The following is a 16,036-nucleotide window of genomic DNA, read 5'->3' on the forward strand; positions in this document are numbered from 1 at the left end:
GCCGATTGGGGCCCACCGAAGCACGCCAAAGGGTGTGCGGACGTAGTTTTTTTGCTTGTGTGTTGGGAGCATGCGTGAACAAAAATGAATTGGTAGAACACATCGCCAAGCAGGCCGATATGTCCAAAGCGTCCGCCGCCCGGGCGTTGGAATCCATGACCGATGCGGTGCAGATGACCTTGAAGAATGGCGGATCGGTTTCCTTGGTTGGTTTTGGTACATTCGAGGTCACCGAGCGTGCGGCGCGTGTCGGGCGTAATCCACGCACCAATGCCGCGATTAAAATCGCGGCTACAAAGGTTCCCAAGTTCCGTCCAGGCAAGGCGCTCAAAGACGCCTTGAACTGAGCAAGAGTTTCCGGTGGGGTGATTAGCTCAGTTGGTAGAGCGGCGCCCTTACAAGGCGTAGGTCGGCGGTTCGAGCCCGTCATCACCCACCACCCACCCAAACCAAGGCGAACACGGTTGTTCGCCTTTTTTGTTTTTTTTGAGAGTGAAGCGTATGTTTGATTTCGTCCGCAAGCACACGAAGATCATGATGTTCGTCATGTTCTTGCTGATCATTCCCGCCTTCGTTCTGGTGGGCGTCGACGGGTTTCAGGGTGGCAACTCTTCGGGGGCCACCGTAGCCAAGGTGGGCAGCATCTCGATCTCGCAGCTCGAGTGGGACAACGCGCACAAGGACGAGGTCGACCGCATGCGCGCCGCGATGCCCACGCTGGACTCCAGCTTGCTCGACTCCCCCCAAGCGCGGTTCGCCACCCTGGAGCGTTTGGTGCGCGACAAGGTGCTGATGCTGGCTGCACAAGACCGCCACCTCAATGCCACCGATGCGCAAGTCGCGCGGGAACTCGGCGCCAACCCGACGATTGCGTCACTACGCAAACCCGATGGCTCGCTTGACATGGAGCGTTATACCCAGCTCTTGGCTAACCAAGGTTTGACACCCGTGGGCTTTGAGGCTCGGGTACGCAGCGACTTGTCGGTGCGCCAGGTGGAAGCTGCGATCAACGCCAGTGCGTTCGCATCCGCAGCGCAGGCTGGCATGGCCTTGAACCCGTTTTTCGAGCGGCGCGAGGCGCAGATTGTGAGGTTCTTGCCCAAAGACTATGCGGCCAAGGTGACGCTCAGCGATGCCGATCTGGAGACGTTCTACCAAGCCAATCAGGCGCTGTTCAAGGAAGCTGAGTCGGCCGATGTGGAGTACCTGGTGCTGGATCTCGACAGCGTCAAAAAGTCCATCACCCTCAATGAGCAAGACCTCAAAACCTACTACGTGCAAAACGTGGAGCGATTCAGTGGCAAAGAAGAACGCCGCGCCAGCCACATTTTGATCACCGCGTCCAAAGAGGCACCTCTTGCCGAGCGCCAGAATGCCAAAGACCGGGCTGTGGCCTTGCTTGAGCAATTGCGCAAGCGCCCCGACAGCTTCGCCGAATTGGCCCGTCAGAATTCACAAGACCCCGGGTCTGCAAAAGCCGGCGGGGATCTGGACTTTTTCGCCCGTGGTGCGATGGTCAAACCGTTTGAGGACGCCGCGTTTGCGTTGAAGAAGGGCGAACTCAGCGACGTGGTGGAGTCCGACTTCGGTTTCCACATCATCAAACTCACCGACATCAAGGCACCCCAGCGCAAGCCCTTTGAAGAGGTGCGCGCCGCCATGGAGGCGGACATCAAGGCACAGCAGGCCCAGCGAAAGTACGCTGAGGCGGCAGAGGCATTCACCAACGGGGTGTACGAGCAATCAGATACGCTCAAAGGCGTTGCCGACAAGCTCAGGCTCGCGGTGCAGACGGCCACCAAGGTGGCACGTCAACCTGCGGCCGGCGCGCAAGGACCATTGGCCAACCCCAAACTCTTGGCCGCGCTGTTTGCCACCGACACCCTGGAAAAGCAACGCAACACGGAGGCGATCGAGACCGCGCCCAGCACCCTGGTGTCGGCGCGGGTCACCAAGCACCATCCGCAAAGGACACTTCCTTTTGCTGAGGTGAAGAGCGTGGTGCGCGAGCGATTGTTAGCCGACCGGGCGCAGGCCTTGGCGCGGGCCGATGGCGCGGATAAATTGCTGGCTTGGAAGACCAAATCGGAGGGCGCGCCGTTCCTGCCTCCCCTAGTCGTCTCGCGCGAGCAGGCGCCCACGCTTCCGCCGACCCTTACCGACGCTGTATTGCGCGCTGATCTGACGACGCTGCCCGCCTTGGTTGGCGTTGACCTCGGTGCCGATGGCTACGTCGTAGTGCGCGTCAACAAGCGCATGGACCGCACGCCACCCGAGCCTGCAGTTGCCCAGCAAGAGCTTGCACAGTACGCCCAATGGTTGGCGCGCGCTGAGGGCGCTGCTTACTTGGAAATGCTCAAGAGCGAGTTCAAAGTGCAGTTCAAGGTGTCTCGTCCCGCTGACGGACTGACAGCGCCGAAGTAGTCTACTTTGCGCCCCAGTCGGCGCGTTATAATTCTCCCCACGGTGGCTGTAGCTCAGTTGGTAGAGTCCAGGATTGTGATTCCTGTTGTCGTGGGTTCGAGCCCCATCAGCCACCCCAATCAATGCATTCGAGCCTGCTACCTTCTGGGTAGCAGGCTTTTTTTGTGCGCTTTGCCGGTGTGAGAGCACCAGCACCGTTTGGCAGTTACCTCGGCTTATCCACACCGCTGCACAGCCAGTCCACAACTTTTGGCCAGGTTATCCCCAGCCATTCACTCGACGGTTCTACGTTCGCCGCGTAGCATCCAAGCTTGCAAGGAACCTACATGGCAGCCGTTTTTTCCACAGCCGATGACTTAAGCCGGGACCACCAAGTCGCGCAGCTCCGCGTCCCGCCCCATTCCATTGAGGGCGAGTCCAGTGTCCTGGGTGGCCTGTTACTCGACAACACCGCCTGGGATCGCGTGGCCGATCTCTTGGTTGACAGTGACTTTTACCGCTACGAGCACCGCTTGGTCTACGGCGCCATTGGCATGCTGGTCAATGCGAACAAGCCGGCCGACGTGATCACGGTGTTCGAACACTTGCAAAGCCAGGGCCATGCGCAGGATGTGGGTGGTTTGGCGTACCTGAACTCGCTCGCGCAATACGTACCTAGCGCAAGCAACATCCGGCGCTACGCGGAGATCGTTCGAGACCGCTCGATCTTGCGCAAGCTGGTAAGCGTCAGCGACGAGATCGCGACCCACGCGTTCAACCCGCAAGGCCGTCCTGTCTCCCAGATCGTTGACGAGTCCGAGCAAAAAATATTCAACATCGGCGAGCAGGGCAAACGCAACAAGGAAGGCTTCCAGGCGATGGAATCACTGGTTGTCAAGCTCCTCGACCGGGTGCAGGAGATGGCCGACAACCCCAACGATGTCACAGGCGTGCGGACTGGGTTCTACGACCTTGACCGGCTTACCGCAGGTCTGCAGGCGGGTGACTTGATTGTGCTGGCCGCGCGCCCCTCTATGGGTAAGACCGCGCTGGCCATCAACATCGCCGAGCACGTCGCCTTGAACGAAGGCCTGCCAGTGGCGGTTTTTTCCATGGAAATGGGCGCAGCGCAGTTGGCGGTGCGTATCGTCGGTTCCATAGGCCGCATCGACCAGGGCCACTTGCGTACAGGCCGGTTGACCGATGAAGAATGGCCGCGTTTGACCGAAGCGATTGAGAAGCTGCGCAGCATTTCTCTGCACATCGATGAAAGCCCTGGCTTGAACTCCAGCGAGGTCCGGGCTAACGCGCGGCGGCTGTCACGCCAGTATGGGCAGCTCGGCTTGATTGTCGTGGACTACCTGCAGCTCATGAGCGCAAGCAGCTCTGACGGCGAGAACCGCGCTACCGAACTCGGCGAAATCTCGCGCGGCCTCAAGATGTTGGCACGCGAGCTCAAATGTCCTGTGATTGCACTCTCCCAGCTCAACCGCAGTGTGGAGCAGCGCCCGGACAAGCGGCCGATGATGAGCGACCTGCGGGAGTCTGGCGCGATCGAACAAGATGCCGACATCATTATGTTCATCTACCGCGATGAGTACTACACCAAGGACGCTTGCAAAGAGCCCGGCGTGGCCGAGGTCATCATTGCCAAGCAGCGCAACGGTCCCACCGGCACGGTGAAGCTGGCCTTTTTGCGCAACATCACCAAGTTCGAGAGCCTGGCCAGCGGCGGAGCAGGGGATTACTGAGCGCCGCCGCGCTAGGCGTTCGGTGTTACAGCACCTCGCTGGCGAAATCTGCCAACCGTGAGCGCTCGCCACGGGCCAGCGTGATATGCCCACCGTGGGGCCAGCCCTTGAATTTGTCCACCGCGAAGGTCAAGCCCGACGAACCTTCGGTGAGGTAAGGCGTGTCAATCTGGGCCAGGTTGCCCATGCAGATGATTTTGGTGCCGGGTCCTGCGCGAGTGATCAGCGTTTTCATTTGCTTGGGCGTCAGGTTTTGCGCCTCATCGATGATCACGTACTTGTTGAGGAAGGTGCGCCCGCGCATGAAGTTCATGCTCTTGATCTTGATGCGGCTGCGAATTAGCTCGTTGGTTGCCGCGCGCCCCCACTCGCCTGCGTTGGTATCGGTTTTGCCCAGCACCTCAAGGTTGTCGTCCAGAGCACCCATCCAGGGCCCCATCTTTTCTTCCTCTGTGCCGGGCAAGAAGCCAATGTCTTCGCCCACACTCACGGTGGCACGGGTCACGATGATCTCGGTGTACCTGCGGTCGTCGAGCACTTGGGTGAGGCCTGCAGCCAGCGCCATCAAGGTCTTGCCGGTTCCTGCAGTGCCAGTTAGCGTCACGAAGTCCACTTCCGGGTCAGTGAGCAGGTTCATAGCAAAGTTCTGCTCCCGGTTGCGGGTGGTCACGCCCCAAACCGCATTCTTGAGATGGTTGAAGTCTTTAAGGGTTTTGATCACTGCTGTACTGCCACGGATCTCGATCACCCGCGCATACAGGCTCGGTTCGCCCGGAGACTCGTAATATACAAACTGGTTGATCATCATGCTCGGCACGATGGGGCCATCCACCTTGTAGAAGGTGTGCTGGCCTTGTTGCCAGCTCTCTACGCTGTGTCCGTGCGTGGCCCAAAAGTCGCCTGGCAGCGCCAGCGCGCCGGAGTACAGCAAATCGCCGTCTTCCAAGGTTTTGTCGTTTTGGTAGTCGTCGGTAGCCAGACCGAGCGCGCGCGCCTTGACGCGCATATTGATGTCTTTGGACACCAGCACCACTTCACGTGGCGCATATTTTTTGCGCAGCGCCTCCACCACGCCCAAGATCTGGTTGTCGGCCTTACCCTGGGGTAGGCTGGTGGGCAAGGAGTATTCGAGGGGCTGGGTTTGAAACAGCAACTTGCCTCCGGCGTCGCGGTGGCCGGTGCTGTTGAGTAGAAATCCTGCAGTGATGTCGGCGCCGGGCGTGGCCGCCAGCAGGTCGAGGGTGCGGCTCGTCTGGCGCGCGTTACGGGCCACCTCTGTCATCCCTTTTTTGTGGCCGTCGAGTTCCTCCAGGACGATCATTGGCAGGTAAATGTCATGCTCTTCAAATCGGAACAGGCACATCGGATCATGCAATAGCACATTGGTGTCGAGTACAAACAACTTGGCCGGGCCACTGGGCATACGTTTGGCCTGGCGTTCGGTCGTTGGTATGCCGCGCGCTGAGCCACGCGAAACGCTGGGCGGCAATACCGTTGCGTCGGATACTTCCTTTGCCTTATTCACTTCCTTGGTGCTTGTCTTTTTCAGCTCCACCACAACTGCCGGATTGCGAGTTAATGCGGGTTCCTGTTGTTTGCGTGCTGGCCGGCTGATGCCCGTTGTGCCAAAGGCGCTGGCAGGGAGGCGGTCGGCACGTTTGTTGGGAGCGGGTGGCAGTGGCATGGGGCGTGGCTTTGGCTAAGTGTGGGTTGGGGGAGGTCAGACGTACGCTGGGTGGTAGAAAAGAAAATGCCGCCTGGATTCAAGGCGGCATTTTTGGAGTTGGCTGCTGCGGCATTCAAGAGCATGTGCACCATTATGCACAAGCTGCGTGGCAGCAATATGGCGGGTGGCGGCTTGGCCCCCGCCACTGGATCAGGCCGCCTTTTTCAGCGCCTTGACGGACTTCAAAACCTCGTCCACATGGCCGGGCACCTTTAGCCCACGCCACTCTTCTTTGAGCAATCCGTCGGCGCCAATGAGAAAGGTGCTGCGCTCGATCCCTTTAACCTTCTTGCCGTACATGATTTTGTTTTTGACGACACCAAACATGTGGCACATCTTTTCTTCGGTATCCGCAATCAGTTCAAAGGGAAGCTCCAACTTGGCCTTGAATTCATCGTGCGACTTCATGTTGTCGCGCGACACCCCGAACACGGTTGCACCAGCTTTGACAAAGTCTTTGTACTTGTCGCGAAACTGCATCGCCTCGGTAGTGCAGCCAGGCGTGTTGTCCTTTGGATAAAAGTACAAAACCATGGTCTTTCCCACGTGGCTGGTGTTGCTGACCTTGACGCCGCCGGTTGCGTTGGCTTCGAATTCGGGTAGGGGTTTGTTGACAACGATCGCCATAGGGTATTGATTCTCGCGTGCAGGTGTCAGTCAAAGGGCGCAGGTGCCAGGGCGAAAACGCCGGACACCCAAAACCGCAACCGGCTATTTTAACCGCAATTGAAACTGCAGCCCCGCGCCGGCTTGCCCGTCAAACCAGCAATGCGGCAACAACTCTGCGGCCTTCGCCAGCAAGAAAGTTGTAAGTTCTGCACGCGGCTTGGGTGTCCATGGCCTCCACACCAATGCGTTGCGCATACAGGGTTTGCAGCCATTGGGGTTTAGGAAAGCGCGTGGTCTCGCCACTGCCAAAAAGAACCAACTCCGGTGCCATGGCCACTAGCATTTCAAAGTGCTGTTCACCCAGATCCTCAAAGCGGCTGCATGGCCAAGGCGCAGCGCCGCTCTGCGCATTCACCACCAGACTGTGCCCGTAGCGCACGCCGTTGACCGCCACCCAGCCGGACCCGTAGGCAGTGATCGTTGGGCCTTTGGCGGCGTCGGGCAGAAGCTTCATGGTGGGGTGGTCTTTGCGGCGCGTTGGTGGCGCCAAAGTGGGTGGGTAAGTGTGGTCAAATTATAGGTTTCGCCCCCCAACACGCTGCTGGAGACGCTTTGAAAACCATTCAGAAATCCGCCAAGCTGGCCAATGTCTGTTACGACATTCGAGGTCCCATCATGGACCGAGCGCGGCAGATGGAAGAGGAAGGGCAAAAGATCATTAAGCTCAACATCGGCAACCTCGCCGTGTTCGGTTTCGATTCGCCCGAAGAAATCCAGCAAGACATGATCCGCAACCTGCCGAACTCGGCCGGTTACTCCGACAGCAAAGGCATCTTTGCGGCGCGCAAAGCGGTGATGCACGAGACCCAGCGCCAGGGCATCCGTGGCGTCAACCTGGAAGACATTTACCTCGGCAATGGCGCAAGCGAGCTGATTGTGATGGCGACAAACGGTCTGCTCAATGACGGCGATGAATTGCTGCTGCCTGCGCCCGACTATCCCCTGTGGACCGCTGCGGCGAGCCTTTCGGGTGGTTCGCCTGTGCATTACCGCTGCGAAGAGTCCAACGGATGGATGCCTGACCTGGACGACATCCGCGCCAAGATCACCCCGCGCACCCGAGGCATCGTGGTCATCAACCCCAACAATCCGACGGGTGCGCTCTACTCAGACGCTCTGCTGCATGCCATTGTGGACATCGCCCGACAGCACGGTCTGGTGATTTTTGCCGATGAGGTCTACGACAAAGTCTTGTACGACGGTGCCACGCACACCGCCATCGGTTCGCTGAGTGATGATGTGCTGACGCTGACCTTCAATTCGCTCTCCAAAAGCTACCGTTCGTGCGGCTACCGCGCTGGTTGGTTGGTGGTCTCGGGCGATAAGCGCGCGGCGCGCGACTACATTGAGGGCCTCAATATGCTCTCCAACATGCGCTTGTGCGCCAATGTACCGGGGCAGTGGGCGATTCAAACTGCGCTGGGCGGGCACCAAAGCATCAACGAACTGGTGGGCGAGGGCGGCCGCTTGCGCCGCCAGCGCGACTTGGCATACGAACTAATCACCCAGATTCCAGGGGTGAGCTGCGTCAAGCCCAGTGCGGCCTTGTACATGTTTCCCAAGCTCGACCCTGCTGTGTACCCGATCACAGACGACCAGCATTTCTTCATGGAGCTGCTGCAAGAAACACGGGTCATGTTAGTGCAAGGTACAGGGTTCAACTGGGACCAACCAGACCACTTCCGCATTGTGTTTTTGCCCCACGAGGACGACCTGCGTGAAGCCATCGGCCGGGTCGCACGGTTTCTGGAGACCTACCGCAAACGACACGGCACCTGAGCGACTGATTTTTTCACTGAAGAACTGTATGAAACCAATTCAAGTAGGCCTGTTGGGCATTGGCGTTGTAGGAAGTGGCACATTCAATGTGCTCAAGAGAAACCAAGCCGAGATCCACCGCCGTGCCGGTCGCGGCATCGCAATCACTATGGTGGCTGATTTGGACACTGCACGTGCCCAGGCCGCCGTCGGGCCGGATGTCCGGGTGGTCAGCGACGCGCGTGCCGTGATTGCCAACCCTGATATCGATATCGTTATTGAGCTGATCGGTGGCTACGGCATTGCCAAGACGCTGGTGCTTGAAGCGATTGCCGCCGGCAAGCATGTGGTGACCGCCAACAAGGCTTTGCTTGCGGTACATGGGACAGAAATTTTCGCCGCCGCGTCGGCCAAGGGTGTGATGGTGGCGTTTGAGGCGGCAGTCGCCGGTGGCATTCCCATCATCAAGGCCCTGCGCGAGGGCCTGACCGCCAACCGCATCCAGTGGATTGCCGGCATCATCAACGGAACCACCAACTTCATCCTCTCAGAGATGCGTAGCAAAGGGCTAGACTTTGGTGCGGTGCTCAAGGAAGCGCAGCGCTTGGGTTACGCTGAGGCTGATCCTACTTTCGATATCGAGGGTGTGGATGCAGCCCATAAAGCGACCATCATGTCAGCAATTGCATTTGGCATACCAGTGCAGTTTGACAAAGCGTATGTCGAGGGCATCACCAAGCTGTCCAGCCAGGACATCAAGTACGCCGAGCAACTCGGCTACCGCATCAAGCTCCTCGGCATCGCCAAGCGCCGCCCCGAGGGAATCGAGCTGCGCGTGCATCCAAGCTTGGTGCCTAGCAAACGGCTGATTGCCAATGTGGAAGGCGCCATGAATGCCGTGGTGGTGCAGGCCGACGCCGTGGGCACCACGCTGTACTACGGTAAAGGTGCGGGTTCCGAACCGACCGCCAGTGCGGTGATCGCCGACCTCGTCGACATCACTCGCCTGCACACTGCCGACTCCGCCCAGCGGGTGCCGCACTTGGCCTTCCAGCCCGATGCCATGAGCGATACGCCCATCTTGCCCATGGCTGAGGTGGTCACCAGTTACTACCTGCGGCTGCGGGTGGCTGACCAAGCCGGGGTGCTAGCCAAAGTGACCGGCATTCTTGCGGACGCCGGCATCAGCATCGACGCGGTGTTGCAGCGCGAGGCCGACGAGGTCAGTGGCGGCGACGGCACACAAACCGACCTCATCATCCTGACACACGATTGTGTAGAGGCCAAGATGAACGCCGCTTTGGCCCAGATGCAGGCCCTGCCCACGGTGTTGGAACCCATCACCCGCATCCGCAAGGAAGAGTTGGCCTGATGCGCTACATCTCCACCCGCGCAGCCGGCCCCGCGACCGAAGGCAAACGTTTTTGCGAAATCTTGCTCGAAGGCCTGGCACCTGACGGCGGCTTGTACCTGCCGCAGTCTTACCCGCAGGTCAGCAGCACAACGCTGTCGGCGTGGCGCAAGGTCTATCACGAGCAAGGCTACGCCGCGCTGGCTTTTGAGGTCCTGTCGCTGTACATCGACGACATCCCCGCTAAGGACCTGCGCGCGCTTTGTGAGAAAACCTACACCGCCGAGGTGTTCGGCACCGGCGAGATCGTGCCGCTGCGCCACGTCGAAGACGGCCTGTGGATCGAGGCGCTCTCCAACGGCCCCACTTTGGCTTTCAAAGACATGGCTATGCAGTTGCTGGGCAACCTGTTCGAGTACGAACTGGCGCGCCGCGGCGAAGAGCTCAACATCCTAGGTGCCACCAGCGGTGACACCGGCAGCGCCGCCGAGTACGCCATGCGCGGCAAAAAGGGTGTGCGGGTCTTCATGACCAGCCCCCACGGCCGCATGAGTCCTTTTCAGCAGGCACAGATGTTCAGCCTGATGGACGACAACATCCACAACATCGCCATCCACGGTGTGTTCGACGACTGCCAGGACATCGTCAAAGCAGTCAGTGGCGACCTGGACTTCAAGCGCACACACCGCATAGGCACCGTCAACTCCATCAACTGGGCGCGCTTGTTGGCCCAAGTGGTGTACTACTTTGCCGGGTACATCCAGGCGACGGAGGGTGCCCCAACGCACGGTATTGGCGTGTCCACGCTACCCGCCGAGGCGGACGGAGTCCAAAAGGTCTCTTTCGCAGTCCCCAGCGGTAACTTCGGCAACGTCTGTGCCGGCCATGTGGCGCGGATGATGGGCTTGCCCATTGACAAGCTGGTCGTGGCCACCAACGAGAACGATGTGTTGGATGAGTTCTTTCGCACTGGCACCTACCGCGTTCGGGCCGCGGCGAACACGCATGAGACGTCCAGTCCGTCGATGGATATCTCCAAAGCCAGCAACTTCGAGCGCTTTGTGTTCGACCTGCTCGGGCGCGATGGCCAGCGCACGCAAGCACTGTTTGGCAACGCCGTTCCCAAGCTGGGCTATTTCCAGCTCGGGTCCGATCCGCTGTTCGCACAGGCCGCTACGCGTTATGGCTTTGCCAGTGGGAAGAGCACCCATGCGGACCGTCTACAGACGATCCGCGACACATGGTCGCGCCACGGCATCCTGGTCGATCCGCACACGGCGGATGGCTTGAAGGTTGCCGCTGAGCAGCGCACGGTGGGTGTTCCCATGGTGGTACTGGAGACCGCCTTGCCCATCAAGTTCGCCTCCACCATAGTGGAAGCGCTCGGGCGTGAGCCCGAGCGTCCTGCCAAGTTCGACGGTATCGAGGCCTTACCCAAACGGGTGGTGGAGATGGATGCAGATGTGGACGCCATCAAGGCGTTGATCGCCACCATCTGCCAGCGCTGACGCCATGGTCACCACGCCCCGCGCAACCTTGATGCCGCTAGCAGGGGCGCTTGCGCAGTTGTTGGACGCCGTGGTGCCCGTTGCCAACACCGAACAGATCGACACACTGGAGGCCGACGGCCGGGTGCTGGCGCAGGATGTGGTGTCGGCGCTGCAGGTGCCGCCCCAGGACAACAGTTCGATGGACGGCTACGCGGTGCGCACGCAGGAGGTGTTGCAAGGTGCCCCGCTGCCAGTGTCGCAGCGCATTGCGGCAGGCACGGCCGGTATGCCGCTACAGACAGGCACGGTGGCCCGCATTTTCACCGGGGCGCCCGTTCCCGAAGGCGCTGATGCGGTGGTTGCGCAAGAGGACTGCATTGCGCTGGACGCGTCCGACGACCCGGCCCAGATTCAGATCCATTCCACGCCACTTCCGGGCCAGTGGATTCGCCGCGCAGGCGAGGATGTGCAGCGCGGCGCGGTGGTGCTTGCGCGCGGCCAACGGCTTGGCCCGGCTGAAGTTGGGTTGGCCGCGAGCGTGGGCATGGCATCGCTTGCGGTGCTGCGCCGTCCGCGGGTGGCGCTGTTTTCCACCGGCGATGAACTGGTGATGCCCGGCGCGGTGGCGCCACAGGACATGCCCGTAGGTGCCATTTACAACTCCAACCGGTTTTTCTTGCACCATCTGCTTCGCCGCTTGGGCTGTGTGGTGACCGACTACGGGATCGTGCCCGACCAGCGCCAGGCCACAGTGGAGGCCCTGCGCAGCGCAGCGCAGAGCCACGACCTGATTCTGACCAGCGGCGGTGTGTCCGTTGGCGAAGAAGACCACATCAAACCTGCAGTGCAATCGCTAGGCAGCCTCGACTTGTGGCAAATCGCCATCAAGCCGGGCAAGCCGTTTGCACATGGCCGTGTGGGTGCTGCCCACTTCATCGGTCTGCCTGGCAACCCGGTGTCGAGTTTCGTCACGTTTTTGCTGCTGGTACGGCCCTTCTTGCTGCGCCTGCAAGGTGTGCAGGACGTGGCACCGAAAAGCGTCGCGATGCGCGCCGATTTCGATTGGCCCAGGGCCGACAAGCGGCAAGAGTTTTTGCGCGTGCGCCGTAACGCCCAAGGTGGCTTGAACTTGTTTCCCAACCAAAGCTCGGGCGTTCTAACCTCCCTGGTGTGGGGCGACGGCCTGGTGGACACGCCTGCTGGGCAACCCATTGTCTGCGGCGACACAGTTCGCTTTCTGTCCTTTGCGGAGCTGCTGGCGTGAAGGTGCGCATCATGTACTTTGCCTCGGTGCGCGAGGCCATTGGCCACGCCAGTGAAGAGATGGAAACCCAAGCCACCAACTTGGCCGCGCTGCGTGCCGAACTGGTAGCGCGCGGCGGTGCCTATGCCGAAAGCCTGGCCAATGGACGCGCCTTGCGCATGGCCCAAAACCAGGTCATGGCCGACGAGGCCTCCGCCTTGGTAGATGGTGCAGAAATCGCATTTTTTCCACCTGTGACCGGCGGCTGAGTACCACACCGTGGCCACGTCCCGCGTTGTCATCCAGACCCAGGACTTTGATCTGTCCGCCGAAGTGGCCGCGCTGCGCGCCCAAGATCCCCGCGTCGGTGCTGTGTGCACCTTTGTGGGTACGGTCCGTGACCGCAACGCGGGTGATGCGGGTTCGGTACGCTCGCTGGAGTTGGAGCATTACCCGGGCATGACCGAGAAGTCGATCGAGGCCATGGTCGACGACGCGCACCGGCGCTTCGACATCTTCGGCGCGCGCGTCGTGCACCGCGTGGGCCTGCTGCAGCCCATGGACCAGATCGTTTTGGTTGCGGTGACGTCGGCACACCGGGGTGAGAGTTTCAAGGCCTGTGAGTTTTTAATGGACTATCTCAAAACCCAGGCACCCTTTTGGAAGAAAGAGCAAACCCTCGAGGGCGCGCAGTGGGTGGACGCACGGGTGGCTGACGACGCTGCCCTGGCACGTTGGGGCATCGCGACCAGCAACGCGCTCTGATCTCTTGGCCCCTGTGTGCGCCAGCGCACTTGAAAAGCGGCCCGCTTGCCCCCAAGCTATGGCGCAATCCAAGAACCAGCAAGGGACCTCGCCATGCGTATCGACAAGCTCACCACCAAGTTCCAAGAGGCGCTTAGCGCTGCGCAAACCATCGCGTTGGGCAACGACCATGCGTACATCGAGCCGGTGCATGTGCTGGTCGCGATGATTCGCGAGGACGACGGCCCCAAGGCGCTCATGCGCCGTGCTGGCGTGAATGTGGCGGGCTTGCTCGCCAGTGCCGAAGCGGCGGTGAAAAAGCTGCCGCAGGTGCAAGGCCAAGAGCAAGTCACCGTCGGCCGCGACTTGGTCTCTTTGCTGCAGGCGTCAGAGAAAGAGGCCATTAAACGGGGCGACCAGTTTGTGGCGGGCGAGCTGTTTTTGCTGGCGGTCAGCGACAGCAAACTCGAAGTCGGCAACCTGGCACGTGCCAACGGCCTGACCCGCAAAAGCCTGGAAGCCGCCATCGAGGCGGTGCGCGGCGGCCAGAACGTGGACAACGCCGACGCCGAAGAGCAGCGTGAGTCACTCAAGAAGTACTGCATCGACCTCACCGAGCGTGCACGCATGGGCAAGCTCGACCCTGTGATCGGCCGGGACGACGAGATCCGTCGCGCCATCCAGGTGCTGCAGCGGCGCACCAAAAACAACCCCGTGCTCATCGGTGAACCCGGCGTGGGCAAGACGGCCATTGTCGAAGGCCTGGCGCAGCGCATCGTGGCCGGTGAGGTGCCGGATTCGCTCAAGGGCAAGCGCGTCTTGTCGCTGGACATGGCGGCGCTTTTGGCCGGCGCCAAGTTCCGAGGCGAGTTTGAAGAGCGGCTCAAAAACGTGCTCAAGGACCTGGCCAAAGACGAGGGTCAGACCATTGTGTTCATTGACGAACTGCACACTATGGTGGGTGCGGGCAAGGCCGAGGGCGCAATGGACGCGGGCAACATGCTCAAGCCCGCCTTGGCGCGCGGCGAACTGCATTGCGTGGGTGCTACCACCTTGGACGAGTACCGCAAGTACATTGAGAAAGACGCGGCGCTGGAACGCCGCTTCCAGAAGATTTTGGTGGGCGAGCCCACGGTGGAGGCCACCATTGCGATCCTGCGCGGCCTGCAAGCCAGGTACGAGACGCACCACGGCGTGCAGATCACCGACCCGGCCATCGTGGCCGCCGCCGAGCTCAGCCACCGCTATATCACCGACCGGTTTTTGCCCGACAAGGCCATCGACCTGATTGACGAGGCGGCCTCCAAGATCAAGATCGAGCTGGACTCCAAGCCCGAGATCATGGACAAGAAAGACCGGCGCTTGATCCAGCTGCAAATCGAGCGCGAAGCGGTCAAGCGCGAGAAAGACGAGGCCTCGCAAAAGCGATTGGAGCTGATCAACGAGGAGATCGGCACCTTGCAAAAAGAGATCGCCGACCTCGATGAAATCTGGAAAGCCGAGAAGGCGCAGGCCCAAGGCTCCAAAGCGATCATGGAAGAGGTCGAAAAGCTGCGCTTCCAGATCGACGAGCTGACCCGCAAGGGCGACTTCAACAAAGCCGGTGAACTGCGCTACGGTACCTTGCCCGCACTCGAAAAGCAGCTCAAGGACGCGCAGGCGCTTGAGGCTGGTAAGGCTAAGAACGCCAAAGACGGTGGTCGCCCGCAACTGCTACGCACCATGGTGGGGGCCGAAGAAATCGCCGAGGTGGTCAGCCGGGCCACAGGCATTCCGGTGTCCAAAATGCTGCAGGGCGAGCGCGAAAAGTTGCTGCAGATGGAAGGCAAATTGCACCAGCGCGTGGTGGGCCAGGACGAGGCGATTGCCGCGGTGTCCAACGCCATCCGCCGCTCGCGCTCGGGCCTGTCCGACCCGAACCGCCCCACCGGATCGTTCCTGTTCTTGGGGCCCACGGGCGTGGGCAAGACCGAGCTGTGCAAGGCCCTCGCAGGTTTCTTGTTTGACAGCGAAGAGCACCTGGTGCGCATCGACATGAGCGAGTTCATGGAGAAGCACTCCGTGGCCCGTCTCATTGGCGCCCCCCCGGGCTACGTGGGTTACGAGGAGGGCGGCTACCTCACCGAGGCGGTGCGACGCAAGCCCTACAGCGTGCTGCTGCTCGACGAAGTGGAAAAGGCCCACCCGGATGTGTTCAACGTGCTCTTGCAAGTGCTGGACGACGGCCGCCTGACCGACGGCCAAGGGCGCACGGTGGACTTCAAGAACACGGTCATCGTGATGACCAGCAACATCGGCTCGCACCTGATTCAGAGCATGGTGGGCAAGGATTCCGACGACATCAAAGAGGCGGTGACCGGCGAATTGAAGAACCATTTCCGTCCGGAGTTTTTGAACCGCATTGACGAGACGGTGGTGTTCCACGCGCTCGATGCAGCCAATATCGCTTCGATTGCCAAGATCCAGCTGCAGGTGCTGCTGGCGCGCTTGGCCAAGTTGGACCTGACCCTGCAGGTCTCGGACGCTGCGGTGGCCGAGCTGGCCAAGGTGGGCTTCGATCCGGTGTTTGGTGCGCGGCCTTTGAAGCGCGCCATTCAGCAGCGCATTGAGAATCCGCTTTCCAAGCTGCTGCTCGAAGGCAAGTTCAGCCCCAAAGACACCATCCGGGTGGATGTGGATCCGATCCGCTCGCCGGGGCAGTTCAGCTTCCAGTAACGCGCCGCCCGGGTTGGCGCTGGCGCTAACATCGGGCGATGGTGCGACTCGAAGTCGCGTCTGTAGCTGAACTAATCAGCCTTACAAAGTGCAGTCTCCTCTGGGAGTCTGCGGTTTTCTCCTCTGGAGAGAGCCGACCGAAGGTCGCGGTTTGCTTGCAAACTGTGACCGTGAGCCCGTCTTTGC

13 protein-coding genes and 2 tRNA genes are annotated in these 16,036 nt (G+C 60.5%); 12 read left to right on the top strand and 3 right to left on the bottom strand.

Annotated elements, in window-relative coordinates; translation table 11 throughout:
* The first annotated feature begins 74 nt into the window (after nt 1–74).
* From ACILRC_RS06345 to dnaB, 5 genes are all read left to right on the top strand, one after another.
* Complete coding sequence (locus ACILRC_RS06345; protein ID WP_395668512.1) at nt 75–347, top strand: HU family DNA-binding protein; 273 nt, start codon at nt 75–77, stop codon at nt 345–347.
* A gap of 16 nt (nt 348–363) precedes the next feature.
* A tRNA-Val gene (locus tag ACILRC_RS06350) sits at nt 364–439 on the top strand.
* A 62-nt stretch (nt 440–501) separates the two neighbouring features.
* Nucleotides 502–2,424 (top strand): SurA N-terminal domain-containing protein, encoded by a 1,923-nt coding sequence (locus ACILRC_RS06355; RefSeq protein WP_395668513.1) that lies wholly within the window; start codon nt 502–504, stop codon nt 2,422–2,424.
* 42 nt (nt 2,425–2,466) lie between these two features.
* A tRNA-His gene (locus ACILRC_RS06360) sits at nt 2,467–2,542 on the top strand.
* A gap of 208 nt (nt 2,543–2,750) precedes the next feature.
* On the top strand, nt 2,751–4,154 hold the full coding sequence (dnaB, locus tag ACILRC_RS06365) for a replicative DNA helicase (RefSeq protein ID WP_395668514.1): 1,404 nt from the start codon (nt 2,751–2,753) through the stop codon (nt 4,152–4,154).
* 25 nt (nt 4,155–4,179) lie between these two features.
* On the opposite strand, the gene ACILRC_RS06370 is transcribed toward dnaB, so the two are convergent.
* The 3 genes from ACILRC_RS06370 to ACILRC_RS06380 form a co-directional block, all read right to left on the bottom strand.
* Entirely contained in the window at nt 4,180–5,838 is a 1,659-nt protein-coding gene (locus tag ACILRC_RS06370; protein WP_395668515.1) for a PhoH family protein, read from the bottom strand.
* A 192-nt stretch (nt 5,839–6,030) separates the two neighbouring features.
* A complete protein-coding gene (locus tag ACILRC_RS06375; protein WP_395668516.1) occupies nt 6,031–6,507 on the bottom strand; it encodes a peroxiredoxin in 477 nt (158 codons plus the stop codon).
* Between the two features lie 130 nt (nt 6,508–6,637).
* Entirely contained in the window at nt 6,638–7,003 is a 366-nt protein-coding gene (locus ACILRC_RS06380) for an Mth938-like domain-containing protein (protein WP_395668517.1), read from the bottom strand.
* Between the two features lie 98 nt (nt 7,004–7,101).
* On the opposite strand from ACILRC_RS06380, the gene ACILRC_RS06385 reads away from it, so the two are divergent.
* From ACILRC_RS06385 to clpB, 7 genes are all read left to right on the top strand, one after another.
* Nucleotides 7,102–8,328, top strand: coding sequence for a pyridoxal phosphate-dependent aminotransferase (locus ACILRC_RS06385; RefSeq protein ID WP_395668518.1), 1,227 nt, complete (start codon nt 7,102–7,104; stop codon nt 8,326–8,328).
* Between the two features lie 28 nt (nt 8,329–8,356).
* Nucleotides 8,357–9,679 carry a homoserine dehydrogenase gene (locus tag ACILRC_RS06390; protein ID WP_395668519.1) on the top strand — a complete coding sequence of 441 codons (1,323 nt, stop codon included), beginning with the start codon at nt 8,357–8,359 and terminating at the stop codon, nt 9,677–9,679.
* Nucleotides 9,679–11,166, top strand: coding sequence for a threonine synthase (thrC, locus tag ACILRC_RS06395; RefSeq protein WP_395668520.1), 1,488 nt, complete (start codon nt 9,679–9,681; stop codon nt 11,164–11,166). The genes ACILRC_RS06390 and thrC overlap by 1 nt, the downstream gene beginning before the upstream one ends.
* 4 nt (nt 11,167–11,170) lie before the next feature.
* On the top strand, nt 11,171–12,412 hold the full coding sequence (glp, locus tag ACILRC_RS06400) for a gephyrin-like molybdotransferase Glp (RefSeq protein WP_395668521.1): 1,242 nt from the start codon (nt 11,171–11,173) through the stop codon (nt 12,410–12,412).
* Nucleotides 12,409–12,660 (top strand): MoaD/ThiS family protein, encoded by a 252-nt coding sequence (locus ACILRC_RS06405; RefSeq protein WP_395668522.1) that lies wholly within the window; start codon nt 12,409–12,411, stop codon nt 12,658–12,660. Before glp ends, ACILRC_RS06405 begins: the two co-directional genes overlap by 4 nt.
* Before the next feature lie 10 nt (nt 12,661–12,670).
* Nucleotides 12,671–13,156, top strand: a complete 486-nt coding sequence (locus tag ACILRC_RS06410) for a molybdenum cofactor biosynthesis protein MoaE (protein ID WP_395668523.1) — start codon at nt 12,671–12,673, stop codon at nt 13,154–13,156.
* 93 nt (nt 13,157–13,249) lie between these two features.
* Nucleotides 13,250–15,850 (top strand): ATP-dependent chaperone ClpB, encoded by a 2,601-nt coding sequence (clpB, locus tag ACILRC_RS06415; RefSeq protein ID WP_395668524.1) that lies wholly within the window; start codon nt 13,250–13,252, stop codon nt 15,848–15,850.
* Nucleotides 15,851–16,036: the final 186 nt, after the last annotated feature.

This window comes from Rhodoferax sp. (assembly GCF_044236835.1).
In the GTDB taxonomy this organism is placed as follows: domain Bacteria; phylum Pseudomonadota; class Gammaproteobacteria; order Burkholderiales; family Burkholderiaceae_C; genus Allorhodoferax.